The organism is Roseobacter sp. CCS2 (assembly GCF_000169435.1).
GTDB lineage: Bacteria > Pseudomonadota > Alphaproteobacteria > Rhodobacterales > Rhodobacteraceae > Yoonia.
This window is the reverse complement of record NZ_AAYB01000001.1, coordinates 435,613-451,763: the sequence shown is the minus strand read 5'-3', so window position 1 is coordinate 451,763 and position 16,151 is coordinate 435,613. Positions and strand designations below refer to the sequence as shown.

Annotated in this window: 15 protein-coding genes; 13 read left to right on the top strand and 2 right to left on the bottom strand. The window is 56.0% G+C overall.

Annotation, left to right across the window (positions count from 1 at the left end):
- The first annotated feature begins 22 nt into the window (after positions 1-22).
- From RCCS2_RS02285 to folD, 13 genes are all read left to right on the top strand, one after another.
- A complete protein-coding gene (locus tag RCCS2_RS02285) occupies positions 23-652 on the top strand; it encodes a hypothetical protein (protein WP_008230998.1) in 630 nt (209 codons plus the stop codon).
- A complete protein-coding gene (gene ybgC / locus RCCS2_RS02280; protein ID WP_008230996.1) occupies positions 649-1,035 on the top strand; it encodes a tol-pal system-associated acyl-CoA thioesterase in 387 nt (128 codons plus the stop codon). Before RCCS2_RS02285 ends, ybgC begins: the two co-directional genes overlap by 4 nt.
- A 113-nt stretch (positions 1,036-1,148) precedes the next feature.
- Positions 1,149-1,823: a protein TolQ gene (gene tolQ / locus RCCS2_RS02275; protein ID WP_008230994.1), complete on the top strand. Its 675-nt coding sequence runs from the start codon at positions 1,149-1,151 to the stop codon at positions 1,821-1,823.
- 2 nt (positions 1,824-1,825) lie between these two features.
- Positions 1,826-2,302 carry an ExbD/TolR family protein gene (locus RCCS2_RS02270; RefSeq protein ID WP_008230993.1) on the top strand — a complete coding sequence of 159 codons (477 nt, stop codon included), beginning with the start codon at positions 1,826-1,828 and terminating at the stop codon, positions 2,300-2,302.
- 3 nt (positions 2,303-2,305) lie between these two features.
- Positions 2,306-3,412, top strand: coding sequence for a hypothetical protein (locus RCCS2_RS02265; protein WP_008230992.1), 1,107 nt, complete (start codon positions 2,306-2,308; stop codon positions 3,410-3,412).
- A 105-nt stretch (positions 3,413-3,517) separates the two neighbouring features.
- Positions 3,518-4,834 (top strand): Tol-Pal system beta propeller repeat protein TolB, encoded by a 1,317-nt coding sequence (tolB, locus tag RCCS2_RS02260; RefSeq protein ID WP_008230991.1) that lies wholly within the window; start codon positions 3,518-3,520, stop codon positions 4,832-4,834.
- Positions 4,835-4,912: 78 nt separating this feature from the next.
- On the top strand, positions 4,913-5,434 hold the full coding sequence (gene pal / locus RCCS2_RS02255) for a peptidoglycan-associated lipoprotein Pal (RefSeq protein ID WP_008230990.1): 522 nt from the start codon (positions 4,913-4,915) through the stop codon (positions 5,432-5,434).
- 23 nt (positions 5,435-5,457) lie between these two features.
- Positions 5,458-6,273: a tol-pal system protein YbgF gene (ybgF, locus tag RCCS2_RS02250; RefSeq protein ID WP_008230989.1), complete on the top strand. Its 816-nt coding sequence runs from the start codon at positions 5,458-5,460 to the stop codon at positions 6,271-6,273.
- The gene (gene tilS / locus RCCS2_RS02245; protein WP_008230987.1) at positions 6,264-7,538 is read left to right on the top strand and encodes a tRNA lysidine(34) synthetase TilS; all 1,275 of its coding nucleotides are present in this window, start codon (positions 6,264-6,266) and stop codon (positions 7,536-7,538) included. Before ybgF ends, tilS begins: the two co-directional genes overlap by 10 nt.
- A gap of 79 nt (positions 7,539-7,617) precedes the next feature.
- Positions 7,618-9,537, top strand: coding sequence for an ATP-dependent zinc metalloprotease FtsH (gene ftsH / locus RCCS2_RS02240; protein ID WP_269571712.1), 1,920 nt, complete (start codon positions 7,618-7,620; stop codon positions 9,535-9,537).
- Between the two features lie 128 nt (positions 9,538-9,665).
- A complete protein-coding gene (locus RCCS2_RS02235; RefSeq protein WP_008230981.1) occupies positions 9,666-10,244 on the top strand; it encodes an MOSC domain-containing protein in 579 nt (192 codons plus the stop codon).
- Between the two features lie 141 nt (positions 10,245-10,385).
- The gene (locus tag RCCS2_RS02230) at positions 10,386-12,062 is read left to right on the top strand and encodes a formate--tetrahydrofolate ligase (protein ID WP_008230980.1); all 1,677 of its coding nucleotides are present in this window, start codon (positions 10,386-10,388) and stop codon (positions 12,060-12,062) included.
- 94 nt (positions 12,063-12,156) lie between these two features.
- Entirely contained in the window at positions 12,157-13,050 is an 894-nt protein-coding gene (gene folD, locus RCCS2_RS02225) for a bifunctional methylenetetrahydrofolate dehydrogenase/methenyltetrahydrofolate cyclohydrolase FolD (RefSeq protein ID WP_008230979.1), read from the top strand.
- On the opposite strand, the gene pdeM is transcribed toward folD, so the two are convergent.
- Complete coding sequence (gene pdeM / locus RCCS2_RS02220; protein ID WP_008230978.1) at positions 13,047-13,691, bottom strand: ligase-associated DNA damage response endonuclease PdeM; 645 nt, start codon at positions 13,689-13,691, stop codon at positions 13,047-13,049. The genes folD and pdeM overlap by 4 nt on opposite strands.
- 38 nt (positions 13,692-13,729) lie before the next feature.
- Positions 13,730-16,135, bottom strand: a complete 2,406-nt coding sequence (locus RCCS2_RS02215; protein ID WP_008230977.1) for a ligase-associated DNA damage response DEXH box helicase — start codon at positions 16,133-16,135, stop codon at positions 13,730-13,732.
- Between the last annotated feature and the right edge of the window lie 16 nt (positions 16,136-16,151).

Here is a 16,151-nt window from a genome sequence, read left to right as displayed (position 1 = left end):
TGAAACCTCCGGCGGAAGTTTAATGAACACAGACAGCCAACAGATTGAGCGCCTTTTTACCCGCGCAGATGGGGCATATGTCTTTGCGCGCTGGGGACGACCGATTGTGCCTGTGGTGTTTGGCGTAGACGCGGCCTCGCTTGGCGTGTTCAAAGGCGCGATCGAGGCGGTGGTAAGTTTGGCATCGCATCAGATGGCGGAAACGGATCCTGAATTGGGTGCGAACCTGATGATCTTTTTCTGCCAGCAATGGGACGAGCTGTCAGAGGTGCCGCATCTTGACCAGCTTGTGCCTGATTTGGCGCCACTGGTGGGCAAGTTGAAACAGGCGGATGCCAATCAATACCGCATTTTCAGGTTTGATGAGGCGGGCGCCATTCGGGCGGCTTTTGTGTTTTTGCGCATGGATGCGCATATGGCCGCCGTTGCCGCAGATACGCTGGCGTTAAGTCAGGCCGTACAGACAATTTTGCTTTGGTCCGATACGGCATTTGATGAACACCCGCCCCTTGCTTTGATTGAAGGCAACGCCGTTTTGCGCCCCGAAATTGCAGATGTGATCCGTGCGGCCTACGATCCGGTCATGCCCGCTGCGGTGCAGGACGCCAGCCATGCGTTGCGATTGGCTGCCAGAATAAGGCCCCCCTCATGACTCACCGTTTCCCGATCCGCGTGTATTATGAAGACACTGATTTGGCGGGTATCGTCTATTACGCCAACTACCTGAAATTCATCGAACGTGCGCGCAGCGAATGGGTGCGTGCGTTGGGTATTGATCAAGTGCAGATGAAAGCTGATGGGCTGGTCTTTGCCGTGCGCCGTGTTGAAGCGGATTATCTGTCGCCGGCGAAATACGACGATGAACTTGTCGTCGTCACCAAGATGGAGCCGGGATCGGGCGCGCGCTTGGTCGTCAAACAGGATGTGATGCGTGGCGAGGCATTACTATTCTCGGCCATCTTGACGATCATTTGTATGACCGAAGAAGGTGCAGTGGCCCGTCTTCCGGCAGTGATCCGCCGCCCTACCCACTAAAAACGCCTCGTTTTCGCAGATGTGATGCGGGATTGGTTGGATTTCTGCACGATGATGCGCTACGCTCTGCCATAATCAGAGCCCAAAATCGGGCCTATAGGCAGAGCAGGCATATGGAAGCAGCACAGGAATTCACCATGTGGGCGTTATTCGCACGCGCCACAATTACCGTAAAAATCGTTATGATCATGTTGGTTGCAGCCTCAGTTTGGTGTTGGGCTGTGATTATTGATAAAACAATCCAATACCGCAAAGCACGCGCTGAAGCGGATGTTTTCGACCGGTCTTTCTGGTCGGGAGAGCCGCTGGACGCACTTTTCGATCAAATCGGTGCGGATCCGGACGGGCAGTCGGAAAAGATATTCGCCTCGGGTATGTTGGAATGGCGCAGGTCGCACAGGCAGGACGGGGGATTGATTGCGGGTGCCACAGCGCGGATCGACCGATCTATGGATGTCGCTATCGCGAAACAGGCGTCCAGCTTGCAAAAGGGGCTGCCCATCCTTGCGACTGTGGGATCGACGGCACCCTTTGTTGGCTTGTTTGGCACCGTTTGGGGTATCATGAACGCGTTTATCGAGATTGCCGAGGCGCAGACAACCAACCTTGCGGTCGTGGCCCCCGGCATTGCCGAGGCGCTTTTGGCGACCGGCCTTGGCCTTTTGGCCGCGATCCCCGCCGTGATTTATTACAACAAGTTTTCGGCGGACAGCGACCAGATTGTCAGCGGTTATGAAGCTTTTGCCGATGAATTCGCCACCATCCTTAGCCGTCAGTTGGATAGCTGATTATGGGCGCTGGAGTAATGAATTCGGGCGATGACGGTGGCAGACGCCGCCGCAGGCGTTCGCGCAAGGGTAAACCGATGTCCGAAATCAACGTGACGCCTTTCGTGGATGTCATGATGGTGCTTTTGATTATCTTCATGGTCGCTGCGCCGTTGTCGATTGTCGGTGTGCCGGTGGAGTTACCGGAAACCTCTGCCACAGCGCTGCCCGGTGATGACGAAGAACCGCTGACTGTGACCATCACCAATGATGGGCGCGTAATGATTCAGGAAACGGACACGACCGAGGAAGAATTGGTCGCGCGTTTAACCGCCATCGCCGCCGAACGCACCAGCAACAAGATTTTCCTACGCGCAGATGGCCGCAATGACTGGAACCGTGTCGCGCAGATCATGGGTTTGCTGAATGCGGGTGGATTTTCCGATATCGGATTGGTGACGGATATCGCGCCGCCCACAGCAGGCGGCGCTGACGGTTAGATCATGGCGAGCCCAGGCACCATCATTTCAGGGGTTGGCCACGTCGGGCTGATCGGCTGGCTGATTGTCGGCTGGGGGCTGACGTCCGAGCCGCTGGAAATCCAGACGATGGATGTGTCCGTTGTGTCCGGTGAAGAGTTTGAACAAATGCGCGCGCGCACCACACCAGTGCCTGGTGATGCGGACCCGACGGCCCCTGTGCCGCCTATTGTTGACGATGCGACCCCGCCGCCGCCGGCCGAAGAAGAACCCGCCGAGATAGCGCCGCCGCCAGAGCCCGTCGAACCACCCGAAACCGAAGCGCCACCACCGCCACCGCCGCCGGCGCCCCCGGAAGCTGAAGTGACAGATGCGCCCCCGGCCGAACCGGCACCGCCTATTGCACCGCCACCAACCCCGGATGTCGAGGTGAGTGAAACGCAAACCCCACCGCAGGCCCCCACCGTAGCGTCCACTATTAACGCGCCGCCGCCGCCGGATGCGAATGTTGATGACGTCGTCCGCGACGAAGTTGTGCCGGATGACAGTGCGGAGGCTGCAGTTGTTCAAGAAGAGCAGGAGGCGACCGCGCCGGAAGAGACGACGACAGCCATAGTGATTGAAGATTTGGCCTCTGTCCGCCCCATTGCCCGGCCGAGCCGTCCGACGCCGCCAGTCGAAACGGCAAGTGCAGAGCAACCTGCACAAGAAGAACCAGTAGCAGCAGACCCAGAACCCACTCAGGATGATGTCGCAGCCGCTTTGGAGGCTGCTTTGAGTGCGACACCTGACGCACCTGCGGTTGCCGCAGGTCCCCCCATGACCGGGGCCGAGCGTGACAGTTTTCGCGTCGCAGTAAACCGCTGTTGGAATGTTGATCCGGGGTCAGTCGCAGCACGCGTGACTGTTGAGGTCGGCTTTAGTCTTGATCGCGAGGGCCGCGTACAGGGCAATGAGGTGCGCCTGATTTCGTCGGACGGTGACCAAGCTGCGACAAATACTGCGTTTGAGGCCGCGCGCCGCGCGATCTTGCGCTGTCAATCAGGTGGTTACCAGCTACCTGCGGATAAATACGACCAATGGCAGGATGTTGTGATCACCTTTGATCCCAGCGGCATGCGTTTGAGATAGGCAAAGACACGCGCAGGTGAGGAGACTTGAATTTTTCCCCCTGCTATAACGAAGCAAGAAAGAGCAGTTTTGGGCGCGAACCCGGACAGGCGGAGTGAGGCAAAGATGATGAAACGACTTTTGACCCTATTGGTGGCACTGATGCTGGCAGGACCGGTATTGGCCCAGAACGGGCCATTGCGGCTGACCATTACAGATGGTGTAATCGAACCGATCACCTTTGCTGTGCCCAGTTTCGAGGCCGAAAGCCCCGCCGCTCAGCAAGCTGCATCTGACATCTCGCGCCTTGTCGTGCAGGATTTGGCCGGAACGGGTCTGTTCCGGGAAGTCCCTGCAACCGCGTTCATCAGCCAAGTCAGTTCCTTTGTGCAGCCGGTCGCTTTCCCCGATTGGCGCGCCATCAATGCGCAGGCGTTGATCGTGGGGGCTGTGAATGTGAACGGCAACCAGTTGTCGGTGAAGTTTCGCCTTTATGATGTTTTTTCGGGGCAAGAGCTGGGGCAGGGGCTGCAATTTGCGGGCACAGTCGATGGCTGGCGTCGGATGGGCCACAAAGTGTCCGATGCCGTTTATAGCCGGATTACGGGCGAGGGGGGCTATTTCGATAGCCGTGTTGTCTTTGTGTCCGAAAGTGGACCAAAAGATAATCGCCAAAAGCGCCTTGCAATTATGGACTTTGATGGCGCAAATGTGCAGTTCCTGACCGATAGCAGCAGTATCGTGCTGGCACCCCGCTTTTCGCCCAATGGTGACCGTGTGCTATATACCAGCTTTGAAAGCGGGTTCCCGCGTATTAATGTTCTGAACGTGGCCAATGTCGGTCGCCAGCAATTGCAGACCGCGCCGGGCGAAATGGCCTTTAGCCCCCGCTTTTCGCGTGATGGACGCCAAGTGATCTATAGCCTGTCCAATGGCGGCAATACTGATATTTACCGCACGGACCTGTCTACAGGCCAACACGTGCGCCTGACATCTGCGCCGTCGATTGAAACAGCGCCCAGCCTTTCACCCGATGGCAGCCAGATCGTATTTGAAAGTGACCGCTCCGGTAATCAGCAGCTTTACGTGATGTCCGCCAATGGTGGCGAAGCGCGCCGCATTTCCTTTGGGCAAGGGCGCTATGGCACACCTGTTTGGTCGCCGCGCGGTGATTTAGTGGCGTTTACCAAGCAAAACGCCGGGCGGTTCCACATTGGCGTGATGCGTATTGATGGATCGGAAGAGCGTTTGCTGACCTCCTCTTTCCTTGATGAAGGTCCTACATGGTCGCCCAATGGACGCGTAATCATGTTCAGCCGCGAAACCCAAGGGGCAGGTGGTACATCGTCGATGTACTCTGTCGATATCTCTGGGCGGAACCTTAAAGCGGTGCCATTGCAAGGCGGTGCGTCTGACCCATCTTGGGGTCCGCTACAGCCGTAACGATGTGTGATTCCCTAATGCGGAAAGCCGTGCTAAGGTAAAAGAAAACAGAGCAGTCAAAAAACAGGATGAAACCCTATGACAGTCTTTAAGAAAGCGGCGATTGTGGCATTGGTATTGGCCACAGCGGCCTGCACGAACCCTGATCGATTTGGTGGTGGCGCTGGCGCAGGTGGTGCTGACGGTGCGGGATTGAATACTGGCGCGGCCGGATCAGCCAGCGATCCTGCAAGCCCACTTTTCTTCAATCAGACAATTGGCGACCGTGTTCTTTTTGCGGTCGATACCTCGACGATCACGCCAGAGGGTCAGACGATCCTTGATGGTCAGGCCCAATGGTTGCTGACAAATGCGGACTACCGCGCGGTCATTGAAGGCCACGCGGATGAACAGGGTACACGCGAATACAACCTTGCCCTTGGTCAACGTCGCGCCAATGCGGTGCGTGAATATCTGGTATCACGCGGTGTACCATCGACGCGCCTGCAAGTGACCAGTTTTGGTAAGGAACGCCCCATCGCGATCTGTTCGGAAGAAAGCTGTTATGCGCAAAACCGCCGGGCCGTTACTGTTCTTTCATTCTCAGACGTTACAAGCTGAACCGGACCGGAGGAAGCCATCTGATGTTGCACCGAATTGTTGTTGTTTGCGCTTTATTGCTGTCGCCACTGCCTGCCACAGCGCAGGAAGAAACATTGGCGGACATTCGACAACAATTGACAGTGCTCTTTGTCGATGTGCAGCGGTTGAAGCGTGAACTGTCGACAACCGGTGGTTTGACGTCCGGCACCGTGGGGAACACCCCATTGGAACGGCTGAACGCGATTGAGGCTGAATTGCAACGCCTCACCTCGAATACCGAACAGTTGGAATTCCGCATCAACAGTATCACGGTTGATGCTGGCAATCGCATTGGTGATCTGAACTTCCGCCTGTGCGAGTTGGAAGAAGGCTGCGACATTGGTACGCTGGATGACACGCCGCTTGGTGGTATTGATCCGGGTGCCGTTACCGGTAGAACGAACCCCATTGCGCCGGCCGATGGTCCGGCGCTCGCAATTGGTGAACAAACAGATATCGAGCGGGCGCAGGGGGCGCTCGCATCCGGTGACTTTCGCAGCGCCGTTGACCAGCTTACGGCCTTTGTCACGACCTACCCGGGTAGCCCGCTAACAACTGACGCCAATTATCTTAAAGGTGAAGCGCTGGAAGGTCTGGGTGACACAACAGAGGCCGCGCGCGCATATCTTGAAGCCTTTTCCGGTGATCCAACTGGCCCGAAAGCGCCAGACGCGTTGTTCAAGCTGGGATCGTCACTTGGTAAAATAGGCCAGACACAGGATGCCTGCCTGACATTGGCAGAGGTCAATGTCCGGTTCCCCGGCAACCCCGCGGTGGTTGACGCGCAAACGGAAATGCAAGCGTTGGGATGTCAGTAGATACGACATCGGCTGACGTATGTGCGCGATTTCAAAATGCAATTGCTGCCTCGCCGACCGCTTCTGAAGAAACAATCGGTCTATCGGTATCGGGTGGGGGCGATTCCATTGCCTTGATGCATTTGGCCGCGCGCCTGCGCGATCCAAAGAGGCTACGTGTACTGACCGTGGATCACGGGCTACGGCCCGAGGCACAGCAGGAAATTGCGCTGGTGGCGTCGCAGGCGGCCGACCTCAACATCGATCATGCGGTGATGCCATGGACCTGGGATGGCCAAGGCAACCTGCAAGCTGCCGCTCGCGCAAGGCGCTGGGCTGCGGTCAGCGCATGGGCTGCAATGCATAACATGCGCGAAGTGTGGTTGGGCCATACCGAGGACGATCAGGTCGAAACCGTATTAATGCGGCTGGCCCGCGGGTCTGGTATCGATGGCTTGACGGCAATGTACCCGCTGTCCGAACGGGATGATTTGCGTATTCTGCGCCCTTTGTTGGGTTGCGCGCGCGCGGATCTGCGTCACTGGTTACAGTCGAATAAAATCCCATGGTGCGAAGACCCCAGCAACGACGACCCGCGTTTTGATCGGGTGCGCGCCCGTCAAATGTTTGCGCAGCTTGAAGGGCTGGGCCTGACGCGCAAACGGTTGTTGCAGACCATTGATCATATGCAGGCTGCCCATCTGTCGTTGCAAATCGCGGCCCATGGTTTTGCCAGGCAACACGTGCGTCAAGATGCGGGTGATCTTCTTTGTGATCCTCCGGCGCTTGATCTACAAAAGGCTGACGCGCCGCGGCGTGTGATGGCCGCAGCTTTTGCTTGGGTTGGTAGCCGTACCTATCGGCCCCGCTTTGAACAACTGCTGGATACTGTGGCGCGCGCGCGCAAAGGGATGACCGTTACGCTGGCCGGTTGTATCATGACCCCGGAACCGAATGGCATTGTGCGGTTAACGCGCGAAGCGGCCGCAACAGCCGCGACCCGGCGCCCCACCCCCAAACCTGATATGACAGGCGCGTTTTGGGATCACAGGTGGTTTCTGGAAGGGCCGGTGCAGGATAGTTTGACCTTCAAGGCACTTGGTGACGGGATCATGGAGTGTCCGAACTGGCGCGACAGCGGTATGCCACGCACATCACTTTTGGCGTCACCTTCGGTATGGGAAGGCGACGTTGTGATCGCGGCACCATTGGCAGGTTTATCCAACGGCTGGTCCGCGCGGATTGTCGCGGATTTTCATTCAACTGCGTTTGCCATTGAAGATTAATCTTTCGCCTCTATTTTAGAGGAAACGCTTGTGATGCGACTCTGTCGTTCCACTTCCCCATTTCAAAGGAGTTTTCCCCTTGGGCAACGCGCGTAACATGGTCTTTTGGGTCGTCTTGTTTTTGATGGTCCTAGCGCTCTTTAATCTATTCAGCAGCCCGGCGGGCACGACAAACAGTGAGGCGCGCAGCTACTCTGAATTTGTTGAAGCAGTAGAAGGCGGACGGGTCACCGATGTGGTGATCGATGGCGAAAGTGTACGCTTTGCCGAAGGCGGGCGCACTTATTCGACAATTATGCCGCAAGATGCTGAAATCACACAGCTTTTGATTGATGCTGATGTCCCGGTTGAGGCGCGAAGCCAAGAAACTTCGGCCTTCCAATCGTTCCTTTTGAGCTTGCTGCCCTTCCTGCTGTTGATCGGTGTGTGGATCTATTTCATGAACCGTATGCAGGGCGGTGGCAAAGGTGGCGCGATGGGCTTTGGCAAGTCGCGCGCGAAACTGCTGACGGAAAAGCATGGGCGGGTCACATTTGATGATGTGGCCGGTATTGACGAAGCCAAAGAAGAGCTGGAAGAGATCGTCGAATTCCTGCGTAATCCGCAGAAATTCTCGCGACTCGGTGGTAAGATTCCCAAAGGTGCGCTGCTTGTGGGCCCCCCGGGAACCGGTAAAACACTGCTTGCGCGTGCGATTGCCGGCGAAGCTGGCGTGCCATTCTTCACAATTTCGGGTTCTGATTTTGTGGAAATGTTCGTTGGTGTAGGTGCATCCCGCGTCCGCGATATGTTTGAGCAGGCCAAAAAGAATGCACCATGTATCGTGTTCATCGATGAGATTGACGCGGTCGGTCGGTCCCGTGGTGTCGGTATTGGCGGCGGCAATGACGAGCGTGAGCAGACATTGAACCAATTGCTGGTCGAGATGGACGGTTTTGAAGCCAACGAAGGTGTGATCATCGTTGCGGCCACCAACCGCCGTGATGTACTTGACCCCGCTTTGCTGCGTCCGGGTCGTTTTGACCGTCAGGTCACTGTGCCGAACCCGGATATCAAAGGTCGCGAAAAGATTTTGGGCGTTCACGCGCGGAAAATCCCGTTGGGCCCTGATGTTGATCTGCGGATCATCGCACGTGGTTCACCGGGGTTCTCGGGTGCTGATCTGGCCAACCTTGTGAACGAAGCTGCCTTGATGGCGGCGCGTGTCGGGCGCCGGTTTGTGACAATGATCGACTTTGAGTCCGCGAAAGACAAAGTCATGATGGGGGCCGAACGCCGGTCGATGGTCATGACGTCTGAGCAGAAAGAAATGACTGCTTATCACGAGGCAGGCCATGCCATTGTCGGCATCAGTCTGCCAAAGTGTGACCCGGTGTATAAGGCCACGATCATTCCGCGTGGCGGTGCCTTGGGTATGGTGATGAGCCTGCCAGAAATGGATCGCCTGAACATGTTCAAGGACGAATGCCACCAGCGTTTGGCGATGACAATGGCAGGTAAAGCGGCTGAGATCATTAAATATGGTGAAGATCAGGTCAGCAATGGTCCTGCAGGTGATATCCAGCAGGCCAGCCAGCTGGCGCGCGCAATGATCCTGCGTTGGGGTATGTCTGATAAGGTCGGCAACATCGACTACTCGGAAGCGCACGAAGGCTATTCTGGCAACACCGCTGGTCTGTCCGTATCAGCCCACACGAAAGAGCTGATCGAAGAAGAGGTCCGCGGGTTTATTCAAGCTGGCTATGACCGCGCGCATCAGATCATCACCGAGAAGAATGTTGAGTTCGAACGGCTGGCCCAAGGCTTGCTTGAGTATGAGACACTCACCGGTGACGAGATCAAGCGCGTGATGGCCGGTGAACCACCGCATACCAGCGACGACGCAGATGATACGCCGCCATCTGGTGGAACGCCGTCAGTGACAGCGATCCCGAAGACGAAACCAAAGAAACCGCGGGCATCTGACGATGGCGGGATGGAACCGGAACCATCCACGTAAGAAAATTAAAACGCCGCTCTTTCGAAGAGCGGCGTTTTTCTTTTTTGCAACCAACATGAAGCAACTGTTTTGTTGAAGCGCATTGAGACCTGTCCTAAGCATGTCCCAACACGCAACAGGAGAGTATTGTGCCCGCATTATTACCCACAGACATCACAGGTGAAATTGTCTGGATCGGTCATGTTCCGGACCGTGACACATCGTTGCAATCAGAGCCCACGCAGGATGCGCAACTGACATATGAAGGTATTCCTGGCGAAGCCCACGGTGGTCTGACGCGACCAGCCTGCGTGCGGGTGCGCAGCCAGTACCCTAAAGATACCGAAATTCGAAATGTGCGGCAGTTGTCGGTCATGTCGGCCGAAGAATTGGCCGAGGTGGCGGCGGAGTGTGGATTGGATGCGTTTGACCCCCGCCATATTGGTGCATCGCTTGTGATCAGCGGTATTCCTGATTTTACCCATCTTCCGCCGTCATCGCGGCTCCAATTTCCTGATGGATCATCGATTGTCGTCGATATGGAGAACCGACCATGCCATTTGCCGGCCAAGCCAATCAACGCAGACCATCCGGGTGCAGGTGATAAGTTCAAAGCGGCGGCCAAGGGCAAGCGCGGTGTAACCGCGTGGGTCGAATGCGAAGGGCATATCCATGTCGGCGATAGTGTTCGTCTGCATATCCCAGACCAACGCGCTTGGGCACCTTAGTTTCCAATCCGACACAGGCATAGTGCATGCCGACGATTCCGGCGGTGAAAATGTCGTAATCACGGTGCATACAGCGGTATCCAACCGCTAGAAGCGATATTGAACAAGAATGGCATTTGCCAACGCGCAGGGAAGTTTTGCATGGAATACAAGTCTGATATCGAGATTGCTCGTGGTGCCCAAAAGCGCCCCATTCAGGAAATCGGAGCGAAGCTGGGCATCGACAGTGATGATTTGCTGCCTTATGGCCACGACAAGGCAAAAGTCAGCCAGCGCTTGATTGATAGTGTGCAAGATCGCGAAGACGGCAAGCTGATCCTTGTCACTGCGATAAACCCCACACCGGCGGGTGAGGGTAAAACAACCACGACAGTGGGCTTGGGCGACGGGCTGAACGCGATTGGCAAGAAAGCTGCGATTTGTATTCGCGAAGCGTCGCTTGGCCCGTGCTTTGGTATGAAGGGCGGGGCTGCCGGTGGTGGTTACGCGCAGGTCGTGCCTATGGAAGATATGAACCTGCATTTTACAGGTGACTTTCACGCGATCACATCTGCGCACAACCTGCTGTCTGCGATGATCGACAATCACATCTATTGGGGCAACGCGCTTGAAATTGATATCCGCCGCGTGGCTTGGCGCCGGGTGCTGGATATGAACGATCGCGCGTTACGCCAGATTACAGCGTCCTTGGGTGGGGTTGCCAATGGTTTCCCCCGTGAAGCCGGTTTTGATATCACTGTCGCATCAGAGGTCATGGCAATCCTGTGTTTGGCCCGTAATCTGGATGACCTGCAAAAGCGCCTTGGCGATATCATCGTGGCTTACCGGCGCGACCGCAGCCCGGTTTATTGCCGCGATATCAAGGCTGATGGTGCGATGACTGTTCTGTTGAAAGATGCGATGCAGCCGAACCTTGTACAGACGCTTGAGAATAATCCGGCCTTCGTGCACGGCGGCCCATTCGCGAACATCGCGCACGGTTGTAATTCGGTCACTGCGACGACCACAGCGCTGAAACTCGCAGATTATGTTGTGACAGAGGCCGGTTTTGGTGCTGATTTGGGTGCCGAGAAATTTCTGAATATCAAATGCCGCAAGGCTGGTCTTGCCCCATCGTGTGTTGTGGTTGTTGCGACAGTACGTGCGATGAAAATGAACGGCGGTGTTGCGAAAGCTGACCTGGGGGCCGAGAACGTTGAGGCGGTCAATGCAGGCTGCCCGAACCTGGGCCGTCATATTGAGAATGTAAAATCCTTTGGTGTGCCTGTCGTGGTCGCCATCAACCACTTTGTCACGGATACGGATGCTGAGGTTGACGCGGTCAAAGCCTATGTCGCAACCCAAGAGTCCGAGGCGATTTTGTGCAAGCACTGGGCGCATGGGTCTGAAGGCACGACAGAGCTGGCGACTCGTGTGGCGCAGATTGCTGATGCGGGTGAGGCCAACTTTGCCCCGATCTATCCCGATGATATGAGCCTTTTCGATAAGATCGATACGATTGCCAAACGTATCTACCGCGCGGATGAGGTGATTGCAGATAGCAAAATTCGTGATCAGTTGAAAAAGTGGGAAGAGCAAGGATATGGCAACTTGCCGGTTTGCATGGCCAAAACGCAGTATAGCTTTTCGACGGATCCTACCCTGCGCGGTGCGCCAACTGGTCACTCTGTGCCGGTGCGCGAAGTGCGGTTGAGCGCAGGTGCTGGGTTTATCGTTGCGATCTGCGGTGAAATCATGACGATGCCGGGCCTGCCGCGTGTGCCGTCTGCTGAACAGATTATGCTGAATGACGCAGGTGAAATCGAAGGCCTGTTCTGATTGATCGGGCGGGGCGACGCTTGACTGCGTCATCGCCCCGCCCACCCTCCCGATTGCCTCCGGCGGAGGTATTTTTGAACATGAGAAGATGACCATGACAGCGACAGTGATTGATGGAAAAGCCTTTGCCGCAAAAGTACGTGGCCAAGTCGCCAAAGGCGTGGCCAAGCTGCAAGAAGAGCAGGGTATCATACCCGGCCTTGCTGTGGTTTTGGTGGGTGAAGATCCTGCAAGTCAGGTTTATGTCCGGTCCAAAGGTAAGATGACTGCCGAAGTGGGCATGAAATCCATTGAACACAAACTTGATGTTCAAACGTCTGAGGCAGATCTTTTGGCACTGATCGATCAGTTGAACAATGATCCTGCGGTCCATGGAATATTGGTACAACTGCCTTTGCCAGACCATCTGGACAGTGATCTGGTTATCAATAGCATTGATCCTGCCAAGGACGTGGATGGGTTTCATATTTCGAATGTGGGCCTGCTTGGTACCGGGCAGAAAAGCATGGTGCCCTGCACGCCTTTGGGCAGTCTGATGATGCTGCGTGACCATCACGGGTCACTGTCCGGTATGAACGCTGTGGTGATTGGGCGGTCCAACATCGTTGGCAAGCCGATGGCGCAATTGTTGTTGGGTGATAGTTGTACGGTGACGATTGCACATAGCCGGACACAGGATTTAGAGGCCGTTGTGCGGCAGGCCGACATTGTTGTTGCCGCTGTTGGGCGCCCGCAAATGGTGACAGGTAACTGGATCAAGCCGGGTGCAACTGTGATTGATGTGGGTATCAATCGGATCGATAAACCAGATGGCGGTACGCGTTTGGTTGGCGATTGCGACTATGAAAGCTGCGCGGCTGTCGCAGGGGCAATCACACCTGTCCCAGGCGGTGTTGGCCCAATGACGATTGCCTGCTTGCTGGCCAATACGCTGACTGCATGTTGTCGCGCAAACGGTTTGGCCGAACCTGAGGGTTTGACCGTCTAAGTGATCGGAACGGGGATCGCCTTATGCCCGGTCAGAATTGCCATTATCCGTCCGTTAAAGAGCTTACGCAGCTCTGGTGCATGACTGGCAAGACCGCCTGTGTAAGCACCATAGGCGGGCATGATCAGCCGCTGCGTATCACATAGAAAAGCAGGACGACTACGCCCGGTGACCCGATGTTTCGGATGATAGTGACCTGACACTTCGGCCGTTGCATTGGTTGCGATATGCCGGAACGTCAGGGTGCCCACGGTTATATCAGCTTTGTGCGTTCCACCCATATCAACCGGGCCGGGGTCATGGTTGCCTTCGATCCAGACCCAGGTTTTGCCGGCTTGCAAACGGGCCAGCCAAAGCCGCATATCTTCGTTCAGACTTATCGCAGCATCAAGATCATCAAAGCTATCGCCAAGACAGATGATGTGGTCTGGATTTGTCGCAGCAATGTCCGTTTCCAGCTTTTGTAGCGTTTCAACGACTTCGTAAGGTGGTAACATGACGCCACTGCGCCGTGCGATCCGTTCGGATTTGCCTAAGTGCAAGTCGGACACACATAGCACATCGTGATCGGGTAAATGCAGCGCCCCGGAAGGCAGGGCGGTGCATCGTGTTTGGCAGAAAAGAAAGCTGTAGGCGTTCATGCTCTGTTCTTGGGGCAAGCCGTACGGCAGATCAAGGCTCAAAGTGAACCGACGCCTGCTTCGTGCATCAGGCGCGCTGCTTCTTCTTCTAAAATGCGGTCCTGGCCTGCACCAGCCACGGCGATGCGGCCTTGTTCAAGGAACATGGGCAATGACAGCGGTGTGACGCGATCCAGCGCGATGTGGTCAATCCGCCCTGCTGTTCGGGACAGCATTTCTTCGATCCGTCCAAAATCGACAAGGCCGCGCATCGCTTCTTCGCGGGTGATGCGCATCATAAGGTGATCTGGGTCATATTTCGCCAGCGTGTCGTAGAGAATATCAGAGGAAAATGTCGCTTGCCGCCCGCTTTTGCGGGCTTGTGGCAGGTTACGTTCGATCAGGCCAGCGATCGTGGCGGCACCTCGAAAAGTTTTCTTCATCACCGCGTTGCCCGATAACCACGTTTCAAAATCAGCGCGGATGTTGTCGGGTTTGAATAGCGGGGCAGGGTCATCAATTGGATCCAATCCCCAGATCAGCGTCGCGTAGTCTGTTGCGACAAATCCCAAAGGATGAAGATTTAACTCCTCCATCCGTTGCGTCACCAGCATACCCAGCGTTTGCATCGCGTTACGTCCGGCAAATCCGTAGACGCAGATATGATGACGCCCTTCATGCGGAAAGTTTTCAACAAGGATGCGGTCAGCTTCGGGCAGTTTTGAAACCCTTCGTTGCAGGCCCAGCCATTCAGCCGTGTGCGCGGGCAGTTCAGGCCAATTAGGTTGTTCGAACATACGCAGGATGCGTTGGGACAGCTGGGTGGAATTGGCAAATTTTGTGCCCATGAAGGTGGCGATCTTGGGCGTTTTATCGCCCCTTCGCGACACTTCAACGGTCATTTCTTTGAGGTTTTCGTAGCGCACCACTTGCCCTCCGATCAGGAAGGTGTCGCCGGGGGTAAGGGTTGCGGCGAAGGCCTCTTCGACCTCGCCCAAAGCCTTGAAGTTGCCTTTCATGCGAACTTTGAGCGTATCAGTATCCTGTATCGTGCCGATGTTCATACGGATGCGTTGGGCCGCACGCGGGTCACGCAGCTGCCACAGGCCATCAGCGGTTTGCAGTAACCGCTTCCACTTGTCATAGGCACGCAGGGCATAGCCACCGGTGGCACAGAAATCGAGACAGTCATCAAAGGCGGCACGAGACAACGTGCGATAGGCGCCCACGGTCTTGATCTCTTGATAAAGTTGATCAGCATCAAAGGGGCCGGCGCAGGCCGTGATCAGAATATGTTGGCACAAAACATCGCGCGGTCCGGGCCCCTTTCGGTCGCCATCAAGGTCGTGTTCTTTCACGGCCTCCAAGGCGGCCACGCATTCAACAACTTCAAAGCGGTTGGCAGGCACCAGCAGCGCTTTGGATGGTGCGTTGTAGCGGTGGTTGGCGCGGCCAATACGCTGGACCAAGCGTTTCACGTTCTTGGGTGCGCCGACCTGCACCACCAAATCGACATCGCCCCAGTCAATACCAAGGTCAAGCGAGCCGGTGCAAACGATGGCCCGCAACTCCCCGGCCACCATCGCAGCTTCGACCCTTTCACGTTGTTCGCGGGCAAGGCTGCCGTGGTGAATACCGATAGGCAGGTCGTCAATGTTGGCAAGCCACAGATTGTGAAAGAAAATCTCGGCCTGTGCGCGCGTATTGTGGAAAATCAGCGTGGTTTTGTGGTTCTTGACTTGCTCCAGAACGGCAGGGATGGCGTATTTCGCACCTCCGCCCGTCCAAGGCGGCTTTTCTTGTGTGATGAGCATCGAAATATCGGGGTCAGGGCCGGGGTCTGCATTGATGATCGCGCAAGGGTCAGGGTGGCAGGCAAGTTCGGCGGCGATTGCGTCAGGGTCTTCGACGGTGGCGGAAAGCCCAACGCGGCGTAGATTGGGTGCCAGCGTTTGCAGGCGGCTGAGCGCAAGCATGAGTTGATCGCCACGTTTGCTTTCGGCAAGGGCGTGGATTTCATCAACGATGATCCGCTGCAAACCTTTGAAGATATGCGGGGCATCTTCATAGCTGGTGAGCAGTGCCAATGACTCTGGTGTTGTCAGCAGGATATGTGGGGGATCGGCGCGCTGACGACGTTTTTGGGTGTATGAGGTATCACCAGTGCGGTCTTCGATACGGATGGGCAAATCCATTTCCGCTACAGGCGTGCGCAGATTGCGTTTGATATCAGCCGCCAGTGCTTTGAGTGGGGAAACGTAGAGCGTGTGCAGCCCATCATGCTGCCCATCAGAAAGTTCGAGAAGAGAGGGGAGAAAACCCGCGAGGGTTTTACCACCACCGGTTGGCGCGATGAGCATCAGCGCGGGCGCATCTGCTTGGTTCAGCATCGCCTGTTGATGAGGGTGGATCGCCCAGCCGCGTGTGGCAAACCATGTTTCAAATTTTGGGGGCAGGGTGGTCATAAGAGTAAAGTGACCC